This is a genomic window from Mitsuaria sp. GD03876 (assembly GCF_029840635.1).
In the GTDB taxonomy this organism is placed as follows: Bacteria; Pseudomonadota; Gammaproteobacteria; order Burkholderiales; family Burkholderiaceae_C; genus Roseateles.
On record NZ_JAOCCU010000003.1, the window covers coordinates 58,523 to 70,920 of the forward strand.

Annotated in this window: 9 protein-coding genes; 6 read left to right on the top strand and 3 right to left on the bottom strand. The window is 69.8% G+C overall.

Annotated features, from left to right (window positions below; translation table 11 throughout):
• The first annotated feature begins 432 nt into the window (after window positions 1–432).
• The 3 genes from N5D62_RS03000 to N5D62_RS03010 all read left to right on the top strand — a co-directional run bounded on the left by N5D62_RS03000 (window position 433) and on the right by N5D62_RS03010 (window position 4,288).
• Window positions 433–1,671: an HlyD family efflux transporter periplasmic adaptor subunit gene (locus N5D62_RS03000; RefSeq protein ID WP_279756008.1), complete on the top strand. Its 1,239-nt coding sequence runs from the start codon at window positions 433–435 to the stop codon at window positions 1,669–1,671.
• A gap of 88 nt (window positions 1,672–1,759) precedes the next feature.
• Entirely contained in the window at window positions 1,760–1,900 is a 141-nt protein-coding gene (locus N5D62_RS03005; RefSeq protein WP_279756009.1) for a hypothetical protein, read from the top strand.
• A gap of 273 nt (window positions 1,901–2,173) precedes the next feature.
• Window positions 2,174–4,288 carry a peptidase domain-containing ABC transporter gene (locus tag N5D62_RS03010; protein ID WP_279756010.1) on the top strand — a complete coding sequence of 705 codons (2,115 nt, stop codon included), beginning with the start codon at window positions 2,174–2,176 and terminating at the stop codon, window positions 4,286–4,288.
• A gap of 28 nt (window positions 4,289–4,316) precedes the next feature.
• On the opposite strand, the gene N5D62_RS03015 is transcribed toward N5D62_RS03010, so the two are convergent.
• The gene (locus tag N5D62_RS03015) at window positions 4,317–5,108 is read right to left on the bottom strand and encodes a transporter substrate-binding domain-containing protein (protein WP_279756012.1); all 792 of its coding nucleotides are present in this window, start codon (window positions 5,106–5,108) and stop codon (window positions 4,317–4,319) included.
• A gap of 201 nt (window positions 5,109–5,309) precedes the next feature.
• On the opposite strand from N5D62_RS03015, the gene N5D62_RS03020 reads away from it, so the two are divergent.
• The 3 genes from N5D62_RS03020 (at window position 5,310) to N5D62_RS03030 (ending at window position 10,363) form a co-directional block, all read left to right on the top strand.
• A complete protein-coding gene (locus N5D62_RS03020; RefSeq protein WP_279756013.1) occupies window positions 5,310–6,302 on the top strand; it encodes an Abi family protein in 993 nt (330 codons plus the stop codon).
• 147 nt (window positions 6,303–6,449) lie between these two features.
• Window positions 6,450–9,473: an AAA family ATPase gene (locus N5D62_RS03025; protein ID WP_279756014.1), complete on the top strand. Its 3,024-nt coding sequence runs from the start codon at window positions 6,450–6,452 to the stop codon at window positions 9,471–9,473.
• A gap of 11 nt (window positions 9,474–9,484) precedes the next feature.
• The gene (locus tag N5D62_RS03030; RefSeq protein ID WP_279756015.1) at window positions 9,485–10,363 is read left to right on the top strand and encodes a hypothetical protein; all 879 of its coding nucleotides are present in this window, start codon (window positions 9,485–9,487) and stop codon (window positions 10,361–10,363) included.
• A 15-nt stretch (window positions 10,364–10,378) separates the two neighbouring features.
• On the opposite strand, the gene N5D62_RS03035 is transcribed toward N5D62_RS03030, so the two are convergent.
• A complete protein-coding gene (locus N5D62_RS03035; protein WP_279756017.1) occupies window positions 10,379–11,476 on the bottom strand; it encodes a porin in 1,098 nt (365 codons plus the stop codon).
• Window positions 11,428–12,384, bottom strand: coding sequence for a hypothetical protein (locus tag N5D62_RS03040; protein ID WP_279756019.1), 957 nt, complete (start codon window positions 12,382–12,384; stop codon window positions 11,428–11,430). The genes N5D62_RS03035 and N5D62_RS03040 overlap by 49 nt, the downstream gene beginning before the upstream one ends.
• Window positions 12,385–12,398 lie beyond the last annotated feature (14 nt).

Sequence of the window (12,398 nt, forward strand, 5' to 3'; positions counted from 1 at the left end):
GCATCCAGGCCCGAGTTCGCTCCCCCACGCGGCGCCCCGCCCTCCCCGGCGTGGGCGCCGCGCCACATTCAGACGCGATTCACCGACATCGCCTTCGATCCGAAGGGTTGCTCGCTGACAGACATCCATCAACCAGCTTGTGGAGTCTCGCGACACGCCGCGCCATTCCCTCCGCTCCAGCCCACCCGCATTGACTGTCGGGCTCCTCACATCGAATGCAACGCTGACTCGATGAGGGCGGCGGCGTTCACAAACGGGCGGGGCAGCACGATTCCCTGGCCGGATCAATCCTCATTCGGAGCCCCCTCCGCGCCCTCGCCGCGACCGCCGCCAACGGCAAAAGAATCCGCTCCATCGCAACCCAACAGCGCCGACGGCGACCAGCGGATCATGTTTCGAGCGGCAGTCACGCAATCCCAGCAAGCCTCCTGGATGGGCACCATCCGGGTCGCGCAACGGCCGGCCTTCGGTGTCGTCGCCGGCATCGCGCTGGTGCTGGCGCTCGCGCTGATCGCCTTCGCGCTGCTCGGGCAGGTGTCGCGCAAGTCCCGCGTGCCGGGCCTCTTGATGCCGGTCGGCGGCCTGCTGCAGGTCGCGTCGCCGTTGGCCGGACAGGTCCAGGCGGTGCTCGTCGGCGAAGGCGACGCGGTCCGCCGCGGACAGCCGCTGTTGCGGGTCCACAGCGAACGGCAGGTCGACGGCGGCGACATGACCGCGCTGACCCTGCGCGCGATCCAGGCCCGCCGGGACAGCCTCGCGACCGAACGCCGCCTGCAGGCCCGGCAATCGGAGGAGCGCCGCCAGACGATCGACGACCGGCTCGCCAGCCTGCGCGCGGAGACGTCCCAGGCGCGCGAGGAACTGGAGATGGTTCGCCAACGCGTCGAGCTCGCCCGGCGCAGCCGCCAGCGCTACGTGGAGCTGGCCTCGCGCGGCTTCGTGCCGGAGACGCAGGCGCAGCAACGGGACGAGGAGCTGCTCGACCTGCAGGCCCGCGAGCGGGGCGCGCAGCGATCGATCGAGACGCTGACGCGGGAGGCGAAGACGCTGGAGGCGGAGCTGGTCGCCCTGCCGACGACGCTGGCGACCACGATGGCGCAGCTCGACCGCGGGGTCGCGCAGCTCGAGCAGGAACGCGCGGAACTCGAGGCCCGCACCGGCGTCACCGTCACCGCGCCGCGCGACGGCCACGTCAGCGCGCTACCGCTGCACGCGGGGCAGGCGGTCCTCGCCGGACAGACGCTGGCGACGCTGACGCCCGGGGCCGAAACCCTCTTGCCCAGCGCCGGGCCGCGCCTCGTCGCCCAGCTCTACGCCCCCAGCCGCACGGTCGGTTTCATCCAGCCCGGCCAGCCGGTATGGCTGCGCTACGCCGCCTACCCGTACCAGAAGTTCGGCATGGCCAAGGGCGAGGTCGCCCATGTGAGCGCCACGCCGATCGCGCCGCAGGACCTGCCCGCCGGCCAGGGCCAGGCGCTGGTCAGCGCGGCGCAGGCCAACGAGCCGCTGTACCGGATCGACGTGCGGCTGGACCGCCAGGACATCGCCGCCTACGGGCGCCCGGTCCCGCTGCGCGCCGGCATGGCGCTGGACGCGGACGTGAGCCTGGAGCACCGGCGCATCTGGGAATGGCTGCTGGAGCCGCTGCTGGCGACGACCCAGCGGCTCTAGCGACGCAACCCCTTTTCCGGCGGCGAGCGATCGACGCCGGGGAAACGGCGGCCGACCGATTTCGGCCTTTCACCTGAGGATGTTTGACATGCAAGAACTGACCCAAGACGAGATCGACCAGGTCCACGGCGGCATCTCTCCCTTCTTCGGCTACCTGCTGTACTGCGTGGCCGCCTATGTCCTGGACAAGATGGGCGACTTCTTCGAGCCCGATCCGCGCGCCGAATGATCGGCAGACGCCGGCCGGGGCCCCCGCCCGGCACCCCTGGCGCGGCCCGGCGGCCGACGGACCGTGCCTTGATCCTTGATCCGCGGGCGCTTCACCTCTCGGTGCGGCGCCCGCCTCTTCCCACCGCCGTCCCGATGCCCTGCCTGCCGCCGCCCGGCTTCCCGCCGCCTCGCCTTTCCCCGCCACGACGTCCATGAAACGCACCCTGCTGACCGCCCTGCTGGCGCTCCTGTCGATCGCCGTCCTGCAGGCGTTCGCCACCTGGCCCGACCGATGAGCCGCCTCGCCCCCCTCCTCCAGGCGGAGGCCGCCGAATGCGGCCTGGCCTGCCTGGCGATGGTCGCCGCCGCGCACGGCACCTCGGCGACGCTGCCGGAGCTGCGGCGCCGCTTCCCCGCCGCGCTGAAGGGCATGCGGCTGCAGGATCTGCTCGACGTCGCCGCCGGGCTGGGTTTCTCCGGCCGGCCGTTGAAGCTGGAACTGACCCAGCTGCGCCAGCTGACGCTGCCCTGCATCCTCCACTGGGACATGAACCACTTCGTCGTGCTGACGAAGGTCCGCGGCGACACCGTCACCCTGCTCGACCCGGCCGTCGGCGAGCGCCGGCTGAGCCTGGACGAGGTCTCCCCGCATTTCACCGGCGTCGCCCTCGAGCTGACGCCGAATGCCGAGTTCAAGCCCGCCACCCCGCCGCCGCGCGTGTCGTTGCGCGCGCTGACCGGCCGGGTGCTCGGGCTGCGCGGCGCGCTGCTCCAGATCCTGCTGGTGGCGCTGGTGCTGGAGCTCTTCGCCATCGTCGCGCCGCTGTGCAACCAACTGATCGTCGACGACGTCCTCACCTCCGGCGACCGCGACCTGCTGAAGGTCCTGGTGATCGGCTTCGGCCTGCTGCTGCTCACGCAGACGGCGCTGGGCCTGGCGCGCTCCTGGATGCTGATCCTGCTGACACAGACCTTGTCGCTGCAGTGGCGGGGCAACGCCTTCGCCCACCTGCTGCGGCTGCCGGTGGCGTTCTTCGAGAAACGCCACCTCGGCGACATCACCTCGCGCTTCGGCGCCGTGGACGCGATCCAGAAGACGCTGACCACCGCCGCGATCGAGGCGGTGCTGGACGGCGTCATGGGCGTCGCCGCGCTGGTCATGATGCTGGTCTATGCGTGGCAACTGGCGCTGGTGGTGATCGTCGCCTGCGCGCTGTACGCGCTGCTGCGCTGGGCCGCCTACCGGCCGCTGCGCGACGCGTCGGCCGAGCGCCTGGTCGTCGCCGCGCGCGAAAGCACGCACTTCCTCGAGACGCTGCGCGCGATGACGCCGCTCAAGCTCTTCGGCCGCGACCAGGAGCGGCGCAGCCAATGGCAGAACCTGATCGTCGAGGTGCAGAACCGCGACGTCCGCACCGCGAAGCTGACGATGGCGATGGGGGTGGCCAACACCTTCGTCTTCGGCATCGAGAACCTGCTGGTGCTGTACCTGGGCGCGTCGCTGATCCTGGACGGCCAGCACGGCGGCGCCGGCGCGGCGGCGAGCGTCATGACGGTCGGCATGCTGTTCGCCTTCCTCAGCTACAAGACCCAGTTCACCGGCCGCGTGTCGGCGCTGATCAATTACGTGGTCGAGCTGCGGATGCTGGGCCTGCACGCCGAGCGCCTGGCCGACATCGCGCTGGAGCCGCCGGAGCCCGACGAGGCGGTGGCCTGCGACCTCGCGCACCTGGATGCCAGCCTGGAGCTGCGCGACGTCGGGTTCCGCCACGGCGACCGGGAGCCGTGGCTGCTGCGGCACGCGAATTTGGTGGTGCCGGCGGGCGAGAGCCTGGCGATCACCGGGCCGAGCGGCTCGGGCAAGACGACGTTGATGAAGCTGCTGCTGGGCCTGCTGGAGCCGGTCGAGGGCGAGGTGCTCTACGGCGGCATCCCGATGCGGCAACTCGGGCTGCGCAACGTGCGCCGGCGGATCGGCACGGTGATGCAGGAGGACGTGCTGCTGACGGGCTCGCTGGCGGACAACATCGCGTTCTTCGACGCGCGGCCGGATGCCGAGCGGGTGCAGGCCTGCGCGGCGCTGGCCGAGGTGCACGAGGACATCCGCCGGATGCCGATGGGCTACCAGACGCTGGTGGGGGACCTGGGGAGCGGGCTGTCGGGCGGCCAGAAGCAGCGGGTGCTGCTGGCGCGGGCGCTGTACTGCGGGCCGCGGATCCTGGCGCTGGACGAGGCGACCAGCCACCTGGACGTGCCCTGCGAGCGGGCGGTGACGGCGAACCTGGCGCGCTTGCCGGTGACGCGGCTGGTGATCGCGCACCGGCCGGACACGATCGCCGGCGCGGAGCGCGTGGTGACGCTGGCGGGCGGCCGGCTCGACGAGAGACCGCGGATCGCCGCGGGCTGAGGTCGGGCGGCCGGGCCGGCGCCGGGGCTTACTTGTTGTCGATCGGCTTGCTGACGTCGCGCTCGAACCACTTGGTCGAGATCTTGGCGTAGGTGCCGTCGGCCTGCAGGTCGGCCAGGGCCTTGTCGATGGCGGCCTGGAACTTCGGGCTGCCCTTGCGGAAGGGGATGGCGTTGGTGGCGGGGTCGCCGATGGCGGCGCCGGCCTTCACCGGGAGCTTGGTCTTCTCCTTGAGGTAGGGGATGAGCAGGCTGTCGTTGAGGGCGGCGTCGATGCGGCCGGTGGCCAGGTCCTGGAGGTACTCGGTGGCACCGGGATAGGTGCGCACTTCGACACCGTCCCAGCGCTTGGCGAGGTCGGCGAAGTTGCTGCCCTGGCCGACGCCGATCTTCTTGCCCTTGAGGTCGGCCGGCGTCTGGAGCTTGCGGGTCTCGTTGGCGCGGACGATCAGCTGGGGGTAGGAGGTGACGTAGGGGGCGGAGAAGTCGAAGGTCTTGCGGCGCTCGTCGGTGGCGGCGACCTGGTTGACGATGACGTCGTACTTGCCGGCCTGCAGCCCGGCGAGGATGCCGCTCCACTCGGTGGTGGTGAATTCGGGCTTGACGCCGAGCTTGGCGGCGATGGCCTTGGCGATGTCGACGTCGAAGCCGTCGAGCTGGCCCTTGGGGTCCTTGAAGTTGAACGGGGGATAGGTGCCCTCGACGGCGACGCGCAGGGTGCCGCGGGCCTTGATGTCGTCGAGCAGGTCGGCGGCGTGGGCCGCGAGGGAAGCGCCGGCGAGCAGCGCGGCTGCAATCAGGGAAATGCGGAGAGCTTTCATGGGACCCCTCGTTGTTCGTAGGAAGGGGCGATGTTGCCACCGTCCTTCAGAACTCTGGTGATATGCATATGCATCGGGCACAAAGGAAAACGGCCGCTTTCGCGGCCGCCTCCTCATTTGCGTCTTGGGACCTGACGTCCGTCCGAGGAGGGAACTGTCAGCTCATGAGGTCCAAGCGCGTACCGGCGGAGCGTAACACGCATGCTCGACACGGCAGCGAACATCCCTCTTGCGACCCATGCAGGCGCGCGGGTCCAAGCGCTGTCGCAAGCGCGCTTGAGCAACTACCGCACCTTCTTCGGGGCCGCTGACGACGACCAGGTCCTGGGGCTCTACCAATGGAACGAAGAACTCGGCGCCTGCCTGATGCGCGTCGTCGCCAAGGTCGAAGTGGTGTTGCGCAACCAGTTTCACGGCGCCTTCAGCAAGCGCCATGGCGCGACTGGAAGCTCGGGATCGAAGGACTGGTATGCACGCGTGGATCTGAGCGTCCTGTCCAAGGCAAAGATCAGGGACATCACCCATTTCCGCCAAGGGCAGCAACACCTGCCGCGTGCGCCGGCGCCATCTCCCGACGATGTCGTTTCCCGCCTCACGTTCGGGTTCTGGTCTCATCTGCTCGACCTGAAGCGTGACATCCGAGGAAGGCCCATCGATTGGGGTCAGATCCTGCTGGAGGTGCTTCCCGGGCACCGCCAGCGACAGGTGACGCATTGGTCCAAGCAGAAGCATCAGGACGCGCTGTTCGCGCGCCTGGACCTCTGCAATGAGCTGTGCAACCGGATCGCCCACCATGAGCCGATTTGGAAGCTGGGGCCGTTGCTGAGCGAAGACCGGGCACGCCATGGCAGTCCACGCCGGCAGATCGCGCCCGCGCCGGCCAGGCCCGACGAGGCATTGACTCGCTTGCGGCTGCTCTATGGGCGGCTCACGGAGCTCCTGGGCTGGCTCGCTCCGGACGTGGCGAGCCACCATGCAACGAGCGAATTGCACGTGCGTTGCCAGGCGCTGCTGCGACCCGACATGCTCAAGGCTTACCGGCATGGGCTTGGCCCCGCGACGATCGACATCGGCAAGGCTCCCAGCCTGCGGGTGCTTCGCAAGGCGTTGCGGCTTGCCGCGCGTCGCCAGCAGCCGATCCTGCTCAAGGATGGTCATCGCACGATCGGCCACCTCACGGCGCTGATCCCGTGAAGCGCGGACGGGCGACACCCCTTCGCCACGCGGAGGTCGACCAGGTGGAAACCGGGGGGAGCTGTCCTCAATTCATGGGATGACGCCGGACCGCGCAAGGTCTAACTTGTCCGCCGGACGGGCGGTCCAGGCCCTTCTGGAGCGGACATGAACGCAACGGTGGCGAGATGGCTCGGGCGCGGGGTCGCCTGCGGGATGGCGATCGCCTGCTCGGCAGCGATCGCGGGCATCCAGCCATCGGAAGACCGGCTGAAGGGGTACCCGTCGGCATCCGCATCGCCCCTCCCGTTTGCGCTGCCCGCCTCGTCCGTCGCGACGCCGGCGACCGAGCCGACGGCCCGCCGCCCGACGGCGGAGCTGCCGGACTTCGTCGTGAACGCGCGGATCGCGAGTGTCTCCCCGGCCCCCGCCGCCGGCAACGTGATCGTCGTGACGGCCGATGTCATCACCTCGACGCCGACCACGTTGCGCACCTTGGCGCAGCAGCTGCAGGTGACCGTCGACGGCGAGCTCGCCGAATCGGTGCTGCCGCCCTCGCCGGCACCGGCCACCAGCGCGGAAGGTTCCTACGCCGCGAAGGCGCAGTCGGCGGGACGCGCCCAGTCCTCCAGAAGCACGGATCAGGTCCTGCCGGTCTCCCAGGTGATGCTGTCGGTGCGGACGCCCAAGACCTTCGCCCCTCGCCTCGACGAGGCGACGGTGTCGCTTTACAGCCGCCTCGATGGCCGCATGGTCGCCAGCACCGCGGTCAAGATCGCCGCGCCCATCGCCCTGCCCATCGACGACACCTCTCCCTTTGAGGCCTGGACGAAGGACCCGAGAACCGTCGTGACCGCTCTCAGCGCCTTCGCAGCCATGGGCGCCGTCCTCTGGACGCTGCTGCGACGCAGGTCCGATGCGCAGGTGTTGCAGAACGCCACGCTCAGCAACCATCGAGCGCTCGAGGAAGCCAAGCGCACCGTCTCCGCCCTGCAGGGTTTCAAGCCGCCCCCCGAGGAACAGAAACCCGCCGCGCTGCTCCTGCCCAAGAGCCTCGAGGAAGCCGCCATCGAGGAACGGCTGGCCATCGTGCTCGGTTCCGGCGCCTCGGCGCAGGCGGGCCTGCCGACGACCTACAGCATCGCGGACCAGGTGCTGACCAAGCTCCAGCAGCGGGGTTTCATCAACGCCGACGACGCGGACGGCCTGCGCGTGCTGGCGACCCGCGCCGGCGCGCACGCGCTGTTCGACGCGCTGGTCGCCCGTGTCCCGCCGCCGCAGATCGTCGAGCTGATCGCGGCGGACCTCCCCTCGCCGCGCACGGTGAGCGTGCTGCACGAGCAGCTGATGCGCCTGCACGTGAACGTGTTCATCGACCTCACCTGGGACGACGCGGCCCCGGAGGCCCTGAGGCGCCTCGGCGCCCAGGTGTTCACGCCCAACGAGTCCGACAAGCTCACACAGGCCCTGCGCGAGCGCCGCGTATGCCTGCTCAAGCCCTTCGGCCGGATCGGCGACCCGGACTCGGTCTGCCTGACGATGACCGACCTGCGCCGGCGCCTGGACCGCAACCCGGAGTACGCGCGCCTGCTGTCCTCCTTCCTGTCGACGCACAGCGTGCTGTTCGTCGGCGCGGACATCCGCACCATCGGCGCCTTCCTGGGCGTGCTGCCGCCGGTGGAGGCGCCGTCGCGCCGCGAGAACATCGCGGTGGTGCCGCGGCATCCGGACGACCACCTGTGGGAGCTCAGCGTCGGCGCCGCCTACGGCATCAAGCTCGCCAGCTTCGTGCCCGACCCGACCTTCGCCGCGATCCCCGCGGCGGTGCACGCGCTCGCGAACACCGTCGACGCGGCGCTGCGCGAACGCAAGAAGGAGAGCTTCATCCAGCCGGTGCTCAAGCGCATCCACCTGGTCAACATCGGCGTGTACGAGAAGGTGTCCATCGAGGTGCACGAGGACTGGACGGTGTTCCTGGGCATGAACGGCGGCGGCAAGTCGACGATCCTGCGGGCGGTGGCGCTGGCGATGTCCGGCACCGACGACCGCGCCAACGCGCCCGCGCAGCGGCTGCTGAGGCGGTCGGCGCAGGCGGGCCAGGTCACGCTGGAGTTCAACGACAAGGACGTCGTCACCACGGAACTGGTCCGGACCTCGGACGGGGTGGAGGTGCGGGGGTCGCGGAACTCGCCGCTGCTGTTGCGGCGGATGCTGGTGCTGGGCTTCCCGGTGCTGCGCGGCGTGACGACGAAGAACCCCTCCGGGGCGCAGGCGCTGGCGATCTCCGACCCGTCGGTGAGCGACGTGGAGCCGCTGCTCGCCGGCGCGGCCGACAGCCGGCTGGACGACATGAAGCAATGGCTGGTCAACGTGACGGTCGCGGCCGAGCGCGGCGCGGCGCGCGAGAAGCGCATGCTCGCGACCGCCGAGCGCATCGTGCAGGCGATGCTGCCGGGCGAGGACGTGACGCTGGCCGGCTATGACTCGAAGAGCTACGCGGTGCTGGTGAAGACGCGGGACGGCGTGGTGGAGTTCGACGCGCTGAGCCAGGGGATGGGGTCGATCTTCAACTGGGTGGGCGTGCTGGTGCGCCGGCTCTACGACATCTATCCGAACTCCAAGCAGCCGGAGCGCGAGCATGCGCTGGTGCTGATCGACGAGCTGGACGCCCACCTGCATCCGCAATGGCAGCGGCAACTGGTCTCGCTGGCGCGGCAGGAGTTCCCGAACGTGCAGATCGTGGCGACGACGCATTCGGCGCTGCTGGTGGGCGCGCTGAAGCCGGACGAGATCCGGGTGGTGGAGCGGGACGAGGCGACCGGGCAGATGGTGGTGCGATGCCCGGACATCGACCTGCAGGGTGGGAGCGTCGAGCAGATCCTGACGAGCCCGTTGTTCGACCTGGGCTCCACGCGCGAGCCGGATGCGGAGGTCATCATCAAGCGCTACCTGGAGCTGTACGAGCGGGAACTGCTGCTCAACGAGACGGAGCGCGCCGAACTGGAGGCGCTGCGGCCGCAGTTCGAGCGGCTGAGGTTCGGCGTGGTCGCGAAGCCCGCGCCGATGCCGGTGCTGGAACCCGGCAACCCGGTGGCGGAGGCGCTCGCCCAACTGCTGTCCGGCAAGCCGTTGATGCCGGTCGCGGACAGCGGCGCGCGGCGCGGCGACGCGTCGGTCTCCGAAGCACCCTGAAGGGGGAAGGCATGACCTACCAGTGTCGGAACGAGACCCATCAGGCCCCCGGCTGGAGCGAATGGCGCGAGACCTGCGCCGCGGCGCTGAAGGTGCTGGCCAACACGCCGCCCGGTGAGCGCAGCGATCGGATCCGCCAGGACATCTACAAGGGCGGTATCGATTTCCTGATGTCGCTGACGGGCAACCACTGCGCGTATTGCGAAACGCTGATCTCGTCGTCGCCGCCGGAGCTGGAGCACTTCCGCCCGAAGGCACGCGTCGCGGACGCGAAGGCCCGCAAGGAGGGCGAGGTCCATCCTGGCTATTGGTGGCTGGCCTACACCTGGACCAACATGCTGCCGGCCTGCATCGACTGCAACCGGCAACGCCGTCATGGCGAGGAGAAGGAACTCGCGGGCAAGGGCGACCGGTTTCCGCTGGCGGACGAACGACACCGCGCCTGGGCGCCGGAGGACGACCTGCGCAGCGAGCATCCGCTGCTGCTGGACCCTTTGGCGCCTGGATTCGATTGGGACGATCACGTCGTCTGCAACGAGGACGGCTTCTTCCAGGCCCGCAGCGAGGAAGGTGCGCGGACCATCGCGCTGCTGGGGCTCAACCAGCGCGAACTCCTGCTGGAGCAGCGCGGCATCGCCCTCCACAACGCGAGGGTGTGGATGGAGAACTACGTGTTGGCGCTGGCGGGCGGCCGACGGATGTCGTCCTTCGAGATGAACCAGCTGACCCGGATGTGGTTCGGCACGTCCGATTTCGGCAGCTTCACGCAGCGCGTGTTGAAGCAGAAGCTTCAGGACTACGAACGCGTCGGCCTGAAGGTGGTGTTCCCGCCGCCGCCTCCCGTCGATGCCGCGCAGACCGCGGCGAACGACGCTTCGGCGCCCCCCTGACGGTGTCAGAAGGCGTCAGAAGGCGTGCCGCGAGCCCACCGCGAAGACGGTGGGCTTCTCCCCTGCCCCCACCCCAATCGGATTGATCGCGAAGTCGTACGCCGCGCGGGCCTGGTTGTCGATGCGCGAGACGTAGGCGTAGAGCCCGGTGCGCTTGGACAGCGTGTAGTCCGCGCCCAGCGTCCACTGCCTCGCGCCGGTGTCGTCGCCAGCGATGATGAAGCCGACGCGCGCGCCGGTGGGGCCCTTGCCGTCGCCGGCGTGGGTGAAGCTCGCGCGCAGGTTGACGGCGGGGAGCGCCTGCCAGGTCGCGGCGACGAAGAACGCGTCGCGCCGAAGCGCGCCTGTCGGCGTCTCGTAGCGCAGCCGTTCCGCGGCGGCGGCGAGTCGCCAGGCGCCGACGCGATACGCGACGCCGAGCTTGGTCGCGGCATCGGTGAGCCCCGGGCCCTGGTAGTCGCGATGGCGCTCATGCGCGAGCGCGACGTTCCACGGCCCGTCGTCCCAGCTGAGCGACGCGGACGCCAGGTCCGGGCGGGAGCCGTTGGGGCCGATGTCGCCGTCGTTGAAGGCGTAGGCGACGCGGCCGGTGAGGCCGTGGACGGTGGGGGTCCAGTACTGGACGACGTTCTGCTGCCGGCGGTCGAAGGAGGCGGTGTTGGCGGTGTGGCTCGTCGTCGGCGCGGAGCCGTTGGCCATCAGCGCCATGTAGCCGGCGGTGGTGGGATACCAGGGATCGAAGCCGCTGGTCGAAAGCAGGTACGGCGTGCCCCAGTGGCCGGCGAACACCAATCCCCAAGGCGTCTGCAGCCCGACGCGGGTGTCGCGGTTCGCGAGCGACGGCCCCACGCCGGTGTCGACGGCGAGCGAGCCTTCGATCTGGAACAGCGCCTGGAGGCCGGCGCCGAGCTCCTCGGTGCCGCGGAAGCCGATGACGGATCGGTTGTTGGACTCGCGGGAGACGGCGCGGTCGCGGGGCGAGTGGCCGGCATCGGCGCGCTCGAGCGAGACGTTGAGACGGCCGTAGACGGTGACGGTGGACTGGGCGCGCGCGGATGCGGCGGTCAGCGCCAGCGCGGCCAGCGCGAACGGGAGGAGGTCGCGGTACTGCATCGGATCGACGGAGGTGGAGTCGGGGTGATGTTGTCGCGCGGACGCGGATCGTGGCTCTCTCCTTCGGGGGATGGGTGGGGGTGGCGGAAGGTGCGGTGGAGCAGGTCGAACACAAGCGCGAGCATCAGCATCGAAGCGGCTTGAAGCAGCCCGACAGGCTCGGACGGCGTCCGTGGAATGAATGCCGCGTGTGTCAGCGTGGCACCGGTCAGCAGCTTGAGCGAAGCGGACATGGCGAAGCTCAGGGCGCTGGTGCAGACGATCGACTGCGTGCGGAGGAACACGAGCCCGAGCAGCAATGCCGTCGGCAAGGCAGACCAGAAATCGGCTTGTCCAAGAGCGACGAACAACGCGCATCCGATCCAGCCCAGCCAAGGCCCGAACAGCGACGCGCCCAGCGACTGCCAGACGGCGCGATGAAGCACCTCCGCTTGAATGGCGCCGAGCAGTAGCGGCAGCCATCCGCCGAACGCGTGCGCCGGAGTCGCCGCGGCCGGGTTGATGACCGCCAACGACGGACGAAGCGACGTCATGAGGCTGGCACCGAAGGCCCAGAGCGTCGTCACCACGATCGCACCGACGCAGAGCAATAGCGTGACCAGCGGGCGCGGGGCCAGCAACGTCGACGCGGGTGGCACGCGTTTCATTGCCGCCAGGAACGCCCAACCCGCGAGCGCTTGTGCAAGCAGATCGAACGAAACGGTCAGCGGTGCCATCGGTTCATGGTGGTCACCCCAGAGCGCCGCTCGCACTGCCCGGATCACGACCGACACCGAGAGCCCGAGCACGTTCACCACGAACAGCAGGCCGATGAGCAGGATCAACTTTTTGAGGATGGAGGGCATGGAGATGTCGCCGGAAGGCCGTGAGGGAACCCGCCGCAGGGTGCGCAACGGGGTCTCGGTCATGAAGTGACTTCGAT